This is a genomic window from Bradyrhizobium forestalis, from assembly GCF_002795245.1.
Classification (GTDB): domain Bacteria; phylum Pseudomonadota; class Alphaproteobacteria; order Rhizobiales; family Xanthobacteraceae; genus Bradyrhizobium; species Bradyrhizobium forestalis.
In genome coordinates this window covers 79998-94427 of the sequence record NZ_PGVG01000007.1, presented here as the reverse complement: position 1 = coordinate 94427, position 14430 = coordinate 79998, and the positions used below count along the sequence as shown (strand labels likewise).

Annotated in this window: 12 protein-coding genes; 7 read left to right on the top strand and 5 right to left on the bottom strand. The window is 66.2% G+C overall.

The window, feature by feature from the left end:
• Nucleotides 1-105: 105 nt before the first annotated feature.
• The 4 genes from CVM73_RS10905 to CVM73_RS10890 are packed head-to-tail and all read left to right on the top strand — an operon-like array spanning nt 106 to nt 4609.
• A complete protein-coding gene (locus tag CVM73_RS10905; RefSeq protein ID WP_100232011.1) occupies nt 106-1767 on the top strand; it encodes a thiamine pyrophosphate-binding protein in 1662 nt (553 codons plus the stop codon).
• Nucleotides 1768-1770: 3 nt separating this feature from the next.
• The gene (locus CVM73_RS10900) at nt 1771-3036 is read left to right on the top strand and encodes an NAD(P)/FAD-dependent oxidoreductase (protein ID WP_100232010.1); all 1266 of its coding nucleotides are present in this window, start codon (nt 1771-1773) and stop codon (nt 3034-3036) included.
• Nucleotides 3037-3045: 9 nt separating this feature from the next.
• Nucleotides 3046-3789, top strand: coding sequence for an aspartate/glutamate racemase family protein (locus CVM73_RS10895; protein WP_100232009.1), 744 nt, complete (start codon nt 3046-3048; stop codon nt 3787-3789).
• 40 nt (nt 3790-3829) lie between these two features.
• Nucleotides 3830-4609, top strand: a complete 780-nt coding sequence (locus tag CVM73_RS10890; protein ID WP_100232008.1) for an SDR family NAD(P)-dependent oxidoreductase — start codon at nt 3830-3832, stop codon at nt 4607-4609.
• A 176-nt stretch (nt 4610-4785) separates the two neighbouring features.
• Here CVM73_RS10890 and CVM73_RS10885 read toward each other — a convergent pair whose 3' ends face one another.
• From CVM73_RS10885 to CVM73_RS10875, 3 genes are read right to left on the bottom strand one after another with little or no spacing between them, the layout of a single operon-like run.
• Complete coding sequence (locus CVM73_RS10885; RefSeq protein WP_100232007.1) at nt 4786-5580, bottom strand: IclR family transcriptional regulator; 795 nt, start codon at nt 5578-5580, stop codon at nt 4786-4788.
• A gap of 19 nt (nt 5581-5599) precedes the next feature.
• Nucleotides 5600-7333, bottom strand: a complete 1734-nt coding sequence (locus CVM73_RS10880) for an FAD-dependent oxidoreductase (RefSeq protein WP_100232006.1) — start codon at nt 7331-7333, stop codon at nt 5600-5602.
• A 7-nt stretch (nt 7334-7340) separates the two neighbouring features.
• A complete protein-coding gene (locus CVM73_RS10875; protein ID WP_100232005.1) occupies nt 7341-8555 on the bottom strand; it encodes an ABC transporter substrate-binding protein in 1215 nt (404 codons plus the stop codon).
• 378 nt (nt 8556-8933) lie between these two features.
• Here CVM73_RS10875 and CVM73_RS10870 point away from each other — a divergent pair, with 378 nt between their 5' ends.
• Nucleotides 8934-10235 carry an MFS transporter gene (locus CVM73_RS10870; RefSeq protein WP_100232004.1) on the top strand — a complete coding sequence of 434 codons (1302 nt, stop codon included), beginning with the start codon at nt 8934-8936 and terminating at the stop codon, nt 10233-10235.
• On the opposite strand, the gene CVM73_RS10865 is transcribed toward CVM73_RS10870, so the two are convergent.
• On the bottom strand, nt 10224-11783 hold the full coding sequence (locus CVM73_RS10865; RefSeq protein ID WP_100232003.1) for a glycosyl hydrolase family 79 N-terminal domain-containing protein: 1560 nt from the start codon (nt 11781-11783) through the stop codon (nt 10224-10226). The two genes, CVM73_RS10870 and CVM73_RS10865, sit on opposite strands and share 12 nt — an antisense overlap.
• 227 nt (nt 11784-12010) lie before the next feature.
• Between CVM73_RS10865 and CVM73_RS10860 the strand changes: the two genes are divergently transcribed.
• A complete protein-coding gene (locus CVM73_RS10860; RefSeq protein WP_100232002.1) occupies nt 12011-12808 on the top strand; it encodes a fumarylacetoacetate hydrolase family protein in 798 nt (265 codons plus the stop codon).
• Between the two features lie 450 nt (nt 12809-13258).
• A complete protein-coding gene (locus tag CVM73_RS10855) occupies nt 13259-13657 on the top strand; it encodes a hypothetical protein (protein ID WP_167406769.1) in 399 nt (132 codons plus the stop codon).
• 10 nt (nt 13658-13667) lie between these two features.
• Here CVM73_RS10855 and CVM73_RS10850 read toward each other — a convergent pair whose 3' ends face one another.
• Complete coding sequence (locus CVM73_RS10850; RefSeq protein ID WP_100232000.1) at nt 13668-14408, bottom strand: IclR family transcriptional regulator; 741 nt, start codon at nt 14406-14408, stop codon at nt 13668-13670.
• Nucleotides 14409-14430: the final 22 nt, after the last annotated feature.

Here is a 14430-nt window from a genome sequence, read left to right as displayed (position 1 = left end):
GCCTGCGCAGGCTGCGAGAAGCCTTTCGATCTTGCGCGCTCCTTCGCCCTGTCCTACGCCAGTTCCCGAATAAGGGCGCATCGCCAAAGCCTTGAGGGAGCCGACATGACCATTCGCAACACCCGCACCGGGGGCCAGATCCTGATCGATCAGCTCGTCGCCCAAGGCGTCGAGCGCGTCACCTGCGTGCCGGGCGAGAGCTATCTGGCGGCGCTCGATGCACTGCATGACAGCCCGATCGACGTCGTGATCTGCCGCGCCGAAGGCGGCGCGGCGATGATGGCGGAGGCCTATGGCAAGCTCACGGGGCGGCCCGGTGTCTGCTTTGTCACCCGCGGGCCGGGCGCGACCAATGCCAGCCACGGCGTCCACATCGCGATGCAGGATTCGACACCGATGATCCTGTTCGTCGGCCAGGTCGACACCGGCATGCGCGAGCGCGAGGCGTTCCAGGAGCTCGACTACAAGGCGGTGTTCGGCAGCATGGCGAAATGGGCGGTCGAGATCGATCGTCCCGACCGCATTCCGGAGCTGGTCGCGCGCGCCTTCCGCGTCGCCATGCAGGGCCGTCCCGGTCCCGTGGTGATCGCGCTGCCGGAGAATATGTTGACCGAGACCGCGGCTGTTGCCGATGCGATGCGCATCGAGCCCGCCGTGAGCTGGCCGGCGCCTGCCGACATCGAACGCGTCGGTGCGATGCTCGCGGGCGCCAAGGCGCCGCTCGTCATCCTCGGCGGCTCGCGCTGGACCGATGAGGCGACGAAGAGCATCGCGCGCTTCGCCGAGCGCTTCGACCTGCCGGTCGCGACCTCGTTCCGCAGGGCCTCGCTGATCGACGCCGACCATTCGCACTATGCCGGCGATCTTGGCATTGGGCCGAGCCCCGGCCTGAAGGCGCGGATCGAGGGCGCCGACGTCATTCTGCTCATCGGCGGCCGCATGTCGGAGATGCCGTCCTCGTCCTACACGCTGCTGGACATTCCGACCCCGCAGCAGAAGCTGATCCACGTGCATCCGGGCTCCGAAGAGCTCGGCCGCGTCTATCAGCCGGCGCTGGCGATCCAGGCGACGCCGGCCGCCTTCGCCGCCGCCGTCGAGACGCTAAAGCCTTCCGGCCCGGTGGCCTGGAAGGGCGAGGCGGCGAAGGCGCATGCCGATTATCTCGCCTGGACCGAGAAGGCGCGCGAGCTGCCGGGCACCTTCCAATATGGCCAGGTCATGACCTGGCTGCGCGACCGCCTGCCGAAGGACGCGATCGTCTGCACCGGCGCCGGCAATTATGCCGGCTGGATCCACCGCCATCACCGCTTCCACAGCTTTGCCGCGCAGCTGGCGCCGACCTCGGGCTCGATGGGCTATGGCGTGCCGGCGGGGGTGCTGGCAAAACGGCAATATCCGGATCGCGTCGTCGTTGCGTTTGCCGGTGACGGCTGCTTCCTGATGAACGGCCAGGAATTCGCGACCGCCGTGCAATACGACGCGCCGCTGATCGTCATCGTCGTCGACAATTCGCAATACGGCACCATCCGCATGCACCAGGAGCGCGACTATCCCGGCCGCGTCGTCGGCACCCAGCTCAAGAACCCCGACTTTGCGATGTATGCAAAGGCGTTCGGCGGACACGGTGAGCGCGTCGCGCGCACCGAGGAGTTCGCGCCGGCGTTCGAGCGGGCGCTCGCTTCGGGCAAGCCGTCGATCCTTCACTGCATCATCGATTCCAGGGCGATCTCGGTCGGCAAGGACTTTGTGCCGCAGGTGAAGGCGTAAGCAATGCCCGAGGGCCGTCACGTCGCCATCATAGGTGCCGGCGCGGTCGGCGTGGTCAGCGCCATCGAGGCGCTGCGCGAGGGTCATCGTGTCACGCTGATCGATCCGGGCGAGCCGGGCGGCGAACAGGCGGCGAGCTACGGCAATGCGGGATGGCTGTCGTCGCATTCGGTGATCCCGCCGGCCGAGCCGGGCATCTGGAAGAAGGTGCCCGGCTATCTCTTGGATCCGCTCGGGCCGCTCGCGATCCGCTGGTCTTACTTGCCGAAGGCGCTGCCCTGGCTGGTCAAGTACCTGCTCTCCGGCTGGACCGACGCGCGGGTCGAGAAGACGGCCTTTGCGCTGCGCGATCTGCTCAAGGACGCGCCGCTGCTGCACAAGAAGCTCGCGGAAGAAGCCGGCGTACCCGAACTGATCGAGCGCAACGGCGTGATGCATGTGTTCCCGTCGCGCGGCAATTTCGACAACGATCTCGGCTGGCGCCTGCGCAAGAAGGTCGGCGTCGAATGGCTCGAGCTCAATGCTGACGAGATGCGCCAGCGTGAGCCGGACCTGCATCCGCGCTACACCTTTGGCGTGGTGGTGGAGGAGGCCGGGCGCTGTCGCGATCCCGGCGCCTATGTCGCCGCGCTCGCCGCTCATGCGATCGCCAGTGGCGCGAAGCACGTGCGGGCCAAGGCGACCGGTCTGAAGCTCAACGGCAACAAGCTCGTTTCTGTTCTCACCGAGACCGGCGAGATCCCTTGCGATGCTGCAGTCGTCGCGGCGGGTGCCCGCTCGAAGCAGCTCGCCGCATCGGTCGGCGATTCCCTCCCGCTCGAGACCGAGCGAGGCTATCATGTCATGATTGAGAATCCGGAAGTAGGTCCGCGCAGCTCGATGATGGTATCCGACGCCAAGATGGTGGTGAACTGGACCAACAAGGGCCTGCGCGCCGCCGGGACGGTCGAGATCGCCGGCCTCGAGGCTGCGCCGAACTGGAAGCGGGCCGAGATCCTGCGAAACCATCTGCTCGGCCTGTTCCCGAAATTGCCGAAGGACATCCCGGCCTCGCGCATCAAAACCTGGTTCGGCCATCGTCCGAGCATGCCGGACGGGCGTCCCTGCATCGGCTACGCGCGCGCCTCCCGCGACATCGTCTATGCTTTCGGCCACGGCCATGTCGGCCTGGTCGGCTCTGCCCGCACCGGCCGCCTCGTCGCCCAGCTTGTGAGCGGCAAGGCGCCGGAGATTCCACTCGCGCCGTTCGCACCCGATCGTTTCCTCTGAGAGCGCACCATGACCACCTCAGCCAGCTCGTCCTCCCGCATCGCCCGTGGTGGCAAGGCCATCTATGGTGCGCCGCTCGGCATCCTGATGCTGGAAGCGCGTTTCCCGCGCATTCCCGGCGACATGGGCAACGGCACAACCTGGCCATTCCCCGTGCTCTATCGCGTGGTGAGCGGGGCCTCGCCGGAGAAGGTGGTGTTGAAGAGCGCGGCCGGCCTGCTGCCCGACTTCATCGATGCGGCCAAGGATCTGGTGCGGCTGGGGGCCGAGGCCATCACCACCAATTGCGGCTTCCTCTCGCTGTTCCAGAAGGAGATCGCGGCGGCCGTCGGCGTCCCCGTTGCGACCTCCTCGCTGATGCAGGTGCCGTGGGTGCAGGCGACCTTGCCGCCCGGCAAGCGCGTCGGTCTCGTCACGGTATCTGGGTCGACGCTGACGCCGGCCCATCTCGTAGGCGCCGGCGTGCCGCTCGACACGCCGCTGGTCGGCACCGAGAACGGCAAGGAGTTCTTCCGTGTCCTGATCAAGGCCGAGAAGGACGACATGGATATCGCGCAAGCCGAGCGTGACGTGGTCGAGGCCGGCAAGGAGCTGGTCGCCAAAAATCCGGATGTCGGCGCCATCGTGCTCGAATGCACCAACATGCCGCCCTACGCGGCCGCGCTTCAGGCCGAGGTCGGGTTGCCGGTCTATGACATCTATTCCATGATCACCTGGTTTCACGCCGGACTGCGCCCGCGCGTCTTTGCGTGAACCCGTCCGTGAGATCGTCACAAGTCCTGGGAGCGAACCCATGAAACTATCCGGCAAGGTCGCAGCCATTACCGGTGCGGCGCGCGGCATCGGCAAGGCCTGCGCGAAGAGATTTTTGGACGACGGCGTCAAGGTCGTCATCGCGGACGTCGATGCCGACGGCCTCGCCGCGACGGCCGCCGAGCTCGGGCGGCCGGATGCCTTGCGCACCGTCGTCGGCAATGTCGCCAAGCGCACGGATGTGGATCAGCTCGTGGCGACCGCGGTGAAGGAGTTCGGCCGGCTCGACATCATGGTCAACAACGCCGGCGTCGCCCGCAACCGGGACATCCTCGATATCACCGAGCAGGAATTCGACGAAATCATCGGCATCAATCTGAAGGGCGCGTTCTTCGGCGTGCAGGCGGCCGCCAGGCAGATGATTGCGCAAGGCGGCGGCGGGGTCATCATCAACATGTCCTCGGTGAACGCGCTGCTGGCGATCCCGGCGCTGGCGACCTACGCCATGTCCAAGGGCGGCATGAAGCAGCTGACGTCGGTCGCGGCCGTCGCGCTCGCCCCGCACAACATTCGTGTCGTCGCGGTCGGGCCGGGCACGATCCTGACCGACATGGTGGCCTCCGCGATCTACACGTCCGAGGATGCGCGCAAGACCGTGCTGTCGCGCACACCTGCGGGCCGCGGCGGCGAGCCGAGCGAAGTGGCGTCCGTCGTCGCGTTCCTTGCCAGCGACGATGCGTCCTACATCACCGGGCAGACGATCTATCCGGATGGCGGCCGGCTGGTTCTGAACTACACGGTGCCTGTGAAGGAGAAGTAGGGCTGGGAAGGGCATCCCACAATCGTTGTCATCGCCCGGCTTGACCGGGCGATCCAGGACTCCGAGACAGCTATAATAGAACCGATGGGCTGCGGCGTACTGGATGCCCCGCCCCCGTGCGCAATTGCGCACTAGGCGGGGCATGACAGCGGTGGTTGTGCGGGCATCTCGCCTTTTCACTCCGCCGCGATCGTCATCCCGTGACCCAGCCGCTTCGAGATGCCGCCGACGCAGTCGCGCAAGGCATGCGCGATCGGGCTGTCCCAGCGGGCATCAAACGTGCCTTCCGGCCCCATCGCGGTGATGACCAGCGCGACGTAGCCGGAATGATCGAACACCGGCGCGGAGAACGCATTGACGCCGGGCAGGGGATCGCCGAGCGCGCGGGCGAGGCCGTGCTTGCGGACCTCGGCGAGCATCTCGGCGACCTTCGCGCTCTTGACGGCGCGCTTCGGATTGTAGCCGACGCCATGACGATCGAGGCCGCTTTCCAGCGCGGCGTTGATCGTCTTCTCCGGCAGGAACGCCGCAAAAGCGCGGCCCGTCGCGGTCTCCAGCAGCGCCATCACCGAGCCGACGCGCATCACGATGTGCACCGGCTGGGCCGGCTCTTCGAGCTGCACCACGGTCGGACCGTGCGTACCCCAGACCGCGAGCGAGACCGCATGGCCGATCTGGCTCGCAAGGCCGGCGATCTTGGGGCGCGCGATGCGCACGCCGGAGAGGCGGCGCAGGCTGATCAGGCCGAGCTCCAGCGCCAGCGCGCCGATCTCGTAGCGGCCGGTGCTCTCGTCCTGCTCGATCAGGCCGATACGCGAGAAGCTGGCGAGATAGGGATGCGCCTTGGCCGGCGTCATGCCGGCCTCGCGGGCGAGATCGCGCAGCATCATCGGCTCGCCGCTCCTTGCGAGCGCGCGGAGCAGTTCTCCGCCGACCTCGATCGACTGGATGCCGCGGCTCTCTCTCTTCATGCGCCTCCTGGCGTTTTGCTTACGCCGCGTCGCGCCTGGCGGCGCTGTCGGCAAGATGTCTGCCGGCAATGTAGCCGAAGGTCAGCGCCGGCCCAAGCGTGATCCCGGCCCCGGGATAATTGCCGCCCATGATGCTCGCCATGTCGTTGCCGGCAGCGTAGAGGCCGGGAATCACCCGTCCCTCGGCGTCGAGCGCCCGCGCGTTCTCGTCGGTGACGATGCCGGCATAGGTGCCGAGATCGCCGATCACCATCTTGATGGCGTAGAACGGGCCGTTCTCGATCGGCGCAACGCAGGGGTTGGGGCCGTGCAGCGCATCGCCCTGGTAGCGGTTATAGGCCTTCGAGCCCTTGCCGAAGGCGGCATCGTGCCCGAGCGGCGCCGTCGCATTGAACTGCTTGACGGTCTCGACGAACGCCTTGGCGTCAATCCCGGCCTTCGCCGCCAGCGCTTCCAGCGTATCGCCGCGCATGAGATAGCCGGTCTTCAAATGATGACCCAGCGGCATCGGGAAAGGCGGCACGCAGCCGAGGCCGTACCTTCGCAACGTCTTATGGTCGCAGACGAGAAAGGCAGCGATCTCCTCGCCGGGCTTTGCGGCCTTGATCATGGCCTGGACGAAGTCGTGGTAGGAATTGCCCTCATTGGCAAAACGCTTGCCGTCGCGCATCACCGCGATCACGCCGGGCTTGGCGCGGTCGATGAAATGCGGCATCACGCCCTTGGATCCGTCCTTGCGCGTGGTCAGCGACACCGGCACCCAGGCCGCCGCGTTCGGCAGGCGGTCCTCGACATGACCGCCGGCGGCTTCCGCCAGACGGAGCCCATCCCCGGTATTGCCGGTTGGCCCTGGTGAATAGTGCTCATTGCCGGTCGGCGCGTGCGGAAACATCTTCCCGCGGCGTGCCACGTCGTGCGGGAAACCGCCGCAGGCGAGCACGACGCCTTGTCGCGCGCGGACGCGCACCTCGCGTCCCTCGCGCGAAACGATCGCGCCGGTCACGGCACCATTCTCGACCGTCAGCTCGCGCACCGGCGAGGACAGCCACATCGGAATCTTCAGATCGAGCGCAGACTTCGCCAGGCGTCCTGCGAGCGCATTGCCGTTGGTCAGCGTCATGCCGCGGCCATAGCGCAGCACGTCCATCAGATGCCGCGACAGTCGCTTGGCGACATAGACCGCCGAGGTCAGCGACTTCGTCACCCGCATGAAATGGATAATCTCCTTGCCGCTTCCCAGCATCATGCCGAACACGGTCAGCTCGGGCAGCGGCATGCCCAGCGTCTTGATCTGATCGCCGAGCTCGCGGCCGTCGAATGGCCGCGTCACCATCGAGCGCCCGCCCTGCGCGCCACCGGGGGCCTCGGCATGATAGTCCGGAAACACCAGCGGCATGTCGAAGCGCAGCGCGGTCTTGGTGGTGAAGAAATCGACCGCCTCGGGACCGGCGCTCAGGAAGGCATCGACGCGTGCCGCGTCGTAATTGTTGCCGGCCTCGTGCCGCAAGTATGTGCGGGCCTGTTCCGGCGTCTCCTCGATGCCATAGGCCTTTGCCAGCGAGGTGCCGGGAATCCAGAGCCAGCCGCCGGAGCGGGCGGTTGTGCCGCCGAAGCGCGGTTCCTTCTCGACGATCAGCACCTCGAGTCCGCGATGGCGCGCGGTGATCGCGGCCGACATGCCGGAGCAACCCGATCCGGCCACGAGCACATCGCACTCGTAAGTCTCAATTGCGTTGTGCTCGATGCCGGTCATCTGGACCTCACTTCTTCAGGAGCGGACATTTGGATTCGGAGGCCGGGCGGAAGGCATCCTCGCCCTTCACGGTCTTGACGATGTCCAGATAATCCCACGGCTCCTTGGATTGCTCGGGCTTTTTCACCTTGGCGAGATACATGTCGCGGATGACGCGGCCGTCCTCGCGCAATTTGCCGCCGTGGACGAAGATATCCTCGATCGGCAGCTCGCGCATCTTGGCCATCACCTTGGCGGACTCGTCGGTGCCCGCCACCTTGATAGCCTTGAGATAATGCAGCACCGAGCCGTAGACGCCGGTCTGGATCATGGTCGGCATCACCTTGGTGCGCTCGTAGAACTTCTTCGACCAGGCGCGGGTGGCCTCATCCATGGCCCAGTAGGAGGCCGTGGTCATGTAGGTGCCCTGCGCGGCCTTCAGGCCGATCGCGTGCACGTCGGTGTCGAACATCAACAGGCCGACCAGCTTCTGGCCGCCCTGGACCAGGCCGAACTCGCCGGACTGCTTGATGGCGTTGTCGGTGTCCTGACCCGCATTGGCGAAAGCGACCACGTCGGATTTCGAGCTCTGCGCCTGCAGCGCGAATGAGGAGAAATCGGCGGTGTTGGTCGGATGCTTCACGCCGCCGAGCACCTTGCCGCCCCCCTCATTGATGAAGCGGGTCGCGTCCTTCTCGAGCTGCTGGCCGAAGGCATAATCCGCCGTGATGAAGTACCAGGACTTGCCGCCTTCCTTGATCACGGCGGAGGCCGTCACCTTCGACAGTGCATAGGTGTCGTAGGTGAAATGCACGGTGTTCGGGCTGCACAGCTCGTCGGTCAGCGAGCTGGCGCCGGGGCCGGAGAGCAGCGCGATCTTGCCCCGCTCGCGCACCATGTTGTGCACGGCGATCGCGATGCCGGAATTGGGGATGTCGACGACGGCGTCGACCTTGCCGTTGTCAAACCAGCCGCGGACGATCTGAACGCCGACATCGGTCTTCATCTGGTGGTCGGCGCTGATGATCTCGATCGGCTTGCCGAGCACGGTGGGCCCGAATTCCTCCACGGCCATCTTGGCCGCCTCGACCGAGCCCGGCCCGCTATTGTCGCGGCCCCAGCTCGACAGATCCGTCAGCACGCCGATCCGCACCACGCCGTCGGAGACTTGGGCGGTCGCTGCTGTGGTCATGGCAGCCGAAGTCATGGCCGCGAGCATGGTGCAGGCCAGAAGCCCTTTCATTGTCGTTCCCTCTCTTCGTGGCCGCTTGGCGCGGCAGGCTCTTCTGGTAGAGAATTAGATATTAGCTAATTAGTTTGTCAATAGCGAATAGTGTGGTTGGGGCGAGTTCCGCGGTTGCGGCACCCAACGCTCTCGTGTCCCTGACGCGCTGCAGCGCTCTTGCGCTGCTGCGCAGAGCCGGGACCCATGCGGCACTGATTGCTCGAGGAAGCATAGGCCCCGGCTCGGCTGCGCATGACCGTAGCGCGTCGAAGACGCGCGTAAACGTGCTTCCGGTGCTGCGCAGCGTCCGGGGCACGAGCGCGACCAAGTGCGCGGGCAGGTTGCAACCGTCATAGCGATTGGCCATGATGCCCTCTGGAATTCTTGGGGCAGGGCATGACGACAGCAATGGGGGTCTCCGCTTCCGCGGAGAGATCGACGACGGCGCATGTGGTGTGGGCGAGTGCGCTCGGCACCGCCATCGAGTGGTATGATTTCCTGATCTACGGCACGGCGGCAGCGCTGGTCTTCAACAAGCTGTTCTTCCCGAGCTTCGATCCCTTCGTCGGCACGCTGGCGGCGTTCTCGACCTACGCGGTCGGCTTCGTCGCGCGGCCGATCGGCGGCGCGATCATTGGGCATTACGGCGACCGGCTCGGCCGCAAGACCATGCTGGTTGCGACCATGATCGCGATGGGGCTCGGCACCTTCCTGATCGGCTGCCTGCCGACCTACAGCCAAATCGGCGTCTGGGCCCCGATCCTGCTCGTTATCCTCCGTTTCATTCAGGGCATCGGGCTCGGAGGCGAGTGGAGCGGTGCGGTGGTGATGGTGATCGAGCACGCCGGCAATCGCCGCGGCTTCTACGGCAGCCTGGTGCAGGTCGGCTTTCCCGTCGGCGTCGCCGCCTCCACCGGCATCTTCGGCCTTATGACGAAGCTGCCCGAGGCGGACTTCCTCAGCTGGGGCTGGCGCGTGCCGTTTCTGATCAGCATTCTGCTCGTCGGGATCGGCTTCATCGTGCGGCTCAAGCTCGCGGAGACGCCTCACTTCAAGGAGATCGTCGAACGCAAGGAGGTGCTGGCGCAGCCGGCCCTCGAAGTGCTGCGCCGCGACTGGCGCAGCTTTCTGCTGGCGATCGGCATCACGGTGTCGGAGGTTGGGCTCGCTTATCTCCTCACCGTGTTCACGGTGGTTTACGCGACGACCAAGCTCGGCCTGCCACGCCAGGTGATCCTGGATGCCGTGGTCTATGCCGCGATCGTCGAATTCGCGACCTTGCCGCTGGCAGGCTGGCTGTCCGACATCTTCGGACGCAAGGCGCTGTATCTCGCCGGCGGCGTCTTCTCGGTTGCGCTGGCCTTTCCGCTGTTCTGGTTCCTCGACACCAGGGAGCCGGCGCTGATCACGCTCGCGCTCGTCGTCACGATGACGCTCACCCATGCGCTGCTGTTCGGGCCGAAGGCCGCGTTCATGCCGGAGCTGTTCCGCACCCAGGTGCGCTACAGCGGTGCCTCGCTCGGCGCCAACGTCGCGGCGGCGTTGAGCGGCGGCTTCTCGCCGCTGATCGCGGCTGCGCTGCTGGCATGGGCCGGCTCGTACTGGGCGGTGTCGGTCTACATCATCGCGCTGTCGATCATTACGATCGTCGCGACGCTGATGGCGCCAGAGACGGCGCGGCATTCGCTAAAGGCCTGAGCGTCGCGACAAGCAGGCGGGATTTGCGGCCTTCGGAAACATCAGGAAGGTGATGCTTGCCGGCGCGAGCCGGACAGCTCCCGCCGGTATTGCGCGTGGCTCGAGCCGGGGCAGCCTGCCATCGGCGGACAGCGCGAGCGCCTTGCCGTTCAACTGCACGGTCGTGCCCTGCAGCCGCGCCGCGTGCAGCGTGTATCGCTCGACCGAATCCGATAGCGTCAGCGCCTGCGGTGCGCGGCGTGACGTGTTGATTGCGAGCAGTGACACCGCACCTGCCATCGTTGGATGGCAATGCGCATAGAGATGGAGATCGCGCGGAGCAGGTTGGCCTGCGTCGAGCACGACCGTTCCCATCAGCCGGCGCCAGAGCAGCGCAGCCCAGTAACTCGGCCGCGGCCGGAACGTCGTTTCGTCGAGCAGGCCGTAATCGCTGGCGGCCAGCGTGTTGTGCATCACCACCTGGACGCCGGCCCTCGCCAGACGTCCGAGCTGGTCGAGATAGCGGAACGTGTCGAGAAAGGTCTGGTCCCATCGGCCGCCGCCGCAGGCCGCATCAGCCGCCTCGGTCAGCCAGATCGGCTTGGCCGGCTCGAATGCGTCGCGCAGGGCCTGGTAGGTCCTGAGTGTCGCATCCGTGCGCGCCAGCCATTCCTCCGAGAGCGCCTGCGCCGGATCATCGTGTCCGCCGCAGCGTGGCGAGACCGTGTTGTAATGGTGATATGAGAAACGATCGAGGCCGGGACCGGATGCGGCGAGCAGATCGCGTGTCGTGATGGCGAAGCCTGATGGGCCGCCGGCCGAGCCTGGGCCGAGGATCAGCGTCTCCGGCGTGGCGCGGCGCATCCAGTCGCGAAAGACCTTGAAGTCGCGGCCATAGGCGGCTGCGTCATAGCCCGCCGGTGCACCGTTGGTCGCTGCGTACGACGGCTCGTTCATGAATTCGGCCGCGGCGATGCGGTTGCCCAGCGCGCGCGTGGTATCGACCAGCTGCTGCGCCTGATCCGGCTTCCATATGCCGCTGGCATCGCGGCTGCCGGGACTGATTGCGAACGAGGTGACGATCTCCGCATTGACCGCACGCGCGAACTCCACGACGCCGCGCCACTGCGCTCGGCTGAGCACGGAGTTGAATCCCGACGGCGGCTCTCCCGGCGCCTCGGCGAAGAACGTCGCATTGGCCCAGGTGCCGCTCACGCGCACATAGGCTGGCGACAAGGCGGCGGCGAGCAGGCGCAGGCGCGCATTGGCAAGATCGATCGGCGGCCTGTAACTGTAGCGATCGTGCGGGTCGGGCGCGCGCTCCGTGCGCGGATACGGCTTCCAGAACCGTCCACCCGTCACCTCCACCATCTCGATGTTGTAGGATTGAAAGCGCGCGTCGACCGTTCCGAGCGCCTTCAATTCCGCCGCCGCGATGGTCCCGTCGCTGGCGCGCACCGCGCATGAAGTTGCGACGGCGATCAGCGCAATCAGCGTCGCGCCTGCCGTGTGAGCGGTCCGGCACGTTCGGGATCCTTGGCCATCATGCGCGGCTCGGTGTTTCTTCATGCGCACTGCGGTCCGAATGCTTAAGGGGCGATCAGCGGCCCTGCCTAAATCGACAATTCTATCTCCATTTCACCTCGCCGTCGCCGCCGGCCGGTGTGGCGCAAAAACAGGCTGCGCCGTGGTCCAACTCGCTGCGTCCATCAGTGTTGCTGGTACACCAAATATCGACTATCAGCCGGATCGGCGCGCATGACGCTGCCCAAGGAAAGACAAAGGGAGCACCGGAGATGAAAAGGACCTCACCCACGCGACGTGATCTGCTCGGAGCCGCTGCGGCGGCCGCCGCTGTTTCGATGGCCGAGGTCGCACCGGCCGCGGCGCAGGCCGGACCCAAGCCGATATTTGCGGTGCCGATGGTGACGATCCCGATCGTCGGCGAGACCCAGGTGTTTCAGGTTCGCCGCATCTACTGCATCGGGCGCAACTATGCGGCACATGCGATCGAGCGCGGCTCGGATCCGAACCGCGAGCCGCCGTTCTTCTTCCAGAAGCCGACCGACGCGATCCAGAACGTCGCGATCGGCGAGGTCGCCGATCATCCCTATCCGTCGCTGACCAAGAACTATCATCACGAGGTCGAGCTGGTCGCCGCGTTGAAGTCCGGCGGCACCAATATCCCGGTCGATAAGGCGCTCGACCACGTCTATGGTTACGCCCTCGGCCTCGACATGACCCGGCGCGATCTCCAGAACGGCATGGCCGCCGAGAAGAAACCCTGGGAGATCGGCAAGAGCTTTGACCACGCCGCGGTGCTCGGCCCGATTCACCCGGCGAGCAAGACCGGTCATTTCGAGAAGGGCGCAATCTCGCTGGCCGTCAACGGCACCGTGCGGCAGAACTCGGATCTCAGCAAGATGATCTGGAGCGTGGCCGAGCAGATCGCGAAGCTGTCGGAAGCGTTCGAGCTCAAAGCCGGCGACATCATCTATTCTGGCACGCCGGAGAATGTCGGTCCGGTCGCGCGTGGCGACGTGCTGTTGTGCAAGCTCGAGGGCCTGCCCGACATGTCGATCAAGATCGTGTAGCGGCCATCGCCTCGCCCCACGCGGTGGCGCGATTGCATTTGACTCTTGGGGCTGACCTCGAGCGCGCGCCTCGTCCTTCGAGACGACCGCTTCCAGCGGTCTCCTCTCCATGAACCACCTGTCAGACGACGTCTCGCAGGTGGTTCATGGTTCCATGTGCAGCGCCCGCTTTCGGCGCTGGGGGCTCAGGATGAGGCTAAGCAGCACTGTCTACGTTGAAGCTGCTGCCACGCGTACCGCCCTCATCCTGAGGAGCCCGCCCAAAGCGGGCGTCTCGAAGGATGGCCACAAGGAACCCGCTCCCAAATGCATTGCCATGCCGCTCGCTGGGAGGGGGCCATCGTTGCTCTATCGCCGGGTTCCGCCAGCGATTGCCTTTTGTTGGCCGGCAAGCGAACTTCCTGCGGCCATATTTGAGAACGAGTGAATTCCCGTGAGGGAGGCGCTCCGATGAACAAAGCTCTGATCACTGCTGTCGCAATGCTGGCCTGCGTGCCCGCGAGCGCGGTTGCGCAGGAGCGCGCGGGCGACGCGGCGCTCGGCGCGGTATCCGGCGCGGTCGTGCTGGGCCCGGTCGGTGCGGTCGCCGGAGCCTTGATCGGCTACACGGCCGGACCTTCGATCGCCCGCTCCTGGGGCATGAGAGGTTCGCAGTCGGCAAGGCATCGGCAGCCGCCGCGCCGCGCTGCCGCGACCGGCGGCCCGTCGCGCACGCGCGAGGCGATGGCAGCCAACGGCCAGATGAGAGCTGTCGGCAATCCGGCCCCGCCGGTTCAAGCCGCGCCCGTCCAAGCCGCGCCTGCTCCCCCCGCGCAGACCTCGACGCCGCCCATTCAGGGATTCGACTGAGACCGCTGTTTCAAGCCGACGCCTTCGGGCGCAGCCGATCGACGGTGCGCGCGATCAACGCGGCGACCTCGCCGACCTTGGGGCCAATGCGGAATTCCGGGCCGGCGACGACGACCGAGAGGCGGCGGTCGCCGATCGGCAAGGGAATCGCGGCGCCGGCGAGATCGCGGCTGTAATCTGCAAAACTCTGGCAATAGCCGCGCGCGATCGAGTTGCGCAACTCGGTCTCGACGGCCTCGATGCTGATCGGCGTCGAGGGGCCGTACTGCTTGAACTCGATCTTGCGATAGACCGAGTCGCGCTCTTCTTGCGAATATTGCAGCAGCAGCGCGCGGCCGCTGGCGGTGGCGTGGATCGGCACGCGATGGCCGATGGTCGCGAAATAGCGGATCGCGGCCTGGGATTCGACGACGTCGATGAACACCGCCATCACGCCGGCCGGCGCCACGATGGATGCGGTTTCGCCGGTCTCGGCGGAGAGATCGGCAATCAGCTGATGGGTCCAGGGCGGCAGCGGCTCGACTTCCGAGATCATCCGCGCCATCGCGAGCCATCGCGGCGTCGGATAGAAGCCGGCGCGCGGCCGCGGCTCATAGAGATAGCCCTTCTCCGACAGCGTCGCGAGCAGGTTGAAGGTCGAGGAGCGCGGCCAGCCGAAATGATCGGCGATCTCGGCAAGCGTCGCCGGCTTCTTCGTTTGCGCGAAGAATTCCATGATCTCCAGGACGTTTGCGGCTTGGCGAACGATCATGGCGGGCTTTGCGTCCTGCTTC

Bases quoted from the DNA above. Each gene is read 5' to 3' on its own strand.
- CVM73_RS10905 (WP_100232011.1), top strand. From the start codon at position 106: ATGACCATTCGCAACACCCGCACCGGGGGCCAGATCCTGATCGATCAG.
- CVM73_RS10900 (WP_100232010.1), top strand. From the start codon at position 1,771: ATGCCCGAGGGCCGTCACGTCGCCATCATAGGTGCCGGCGCGGTCGGC.
- CVM73_RS10895 (WP_100232009.1), top strand. From the start codon at position 3,046: ATGACCACCTCAGCCAGCTCGTCCTCCCGCATCGCCCGTGGTGGCAAG.
- CVM73_RS10890 (WP_100232008.1), top strand. From the start codon at position 3,830: ATGAAACTATCCGGCAAGGTCGCAGCCATTACCGGTGCGGCGCGCGGC.
- CVM73_RS10885 (WP_100232007.1), bottom strand. From the start codon at position 5,580: ATGAAGAGAGAGAGCCGCGGCATCCAGTCGATCGAGGTCGGCGGAGAA.
- CVM73_RS10880 (WP_100232006.1), bottom strand. From the start codon at position 7,333: ATGACCGGCATCGAGCACAACGCAATTGAGACTTACGAGTGCGATGTG.
- CVM73_RS10875 (WP_100232005.1), bottom strand. From the start codon at position 8,555: ATGAAAGGGCTTCTGGCCTGCACCATGCTCGCGGCCATGACTTCGGCT.
- CVM73_RS10870 (WP_100232004.1), top strand. From the start codon at position 8,934: ATGACGACAGCAATGGGGGTCTCCGCTTCCGCGGAGAGATCGACGACG.
- CVM73_RS10865 (WP_100232003.1), bottom strand. From the start codon at position 11,783: ATGAAGAAACACCGAGCCGCGCATGATGGCCAAGGATCCCGAACGTGC.
- CVM73_RS10860 (WP_100232002.1), top strand. From the start codon at position 12,011: ATGAAAAGGACCTCACCCACGCGACGTGATCTGCTCGGAGCCGCTGCG.
- CVM73_RS10855 (WP_167406769.1), top strand. From the start codon at position 13,259: ATGAACAAAGCTCTGATCACTGCTGTCGCAATGCTGGCCTGCGTGCCC.
- CVM73_RS10850 (WP_100232000.1), bottom strand. From the start codon at position 14,408: ATGATCGTTCGCCAAGCCGCAAACGTCCTGGAGATCATGGAATTCTTC.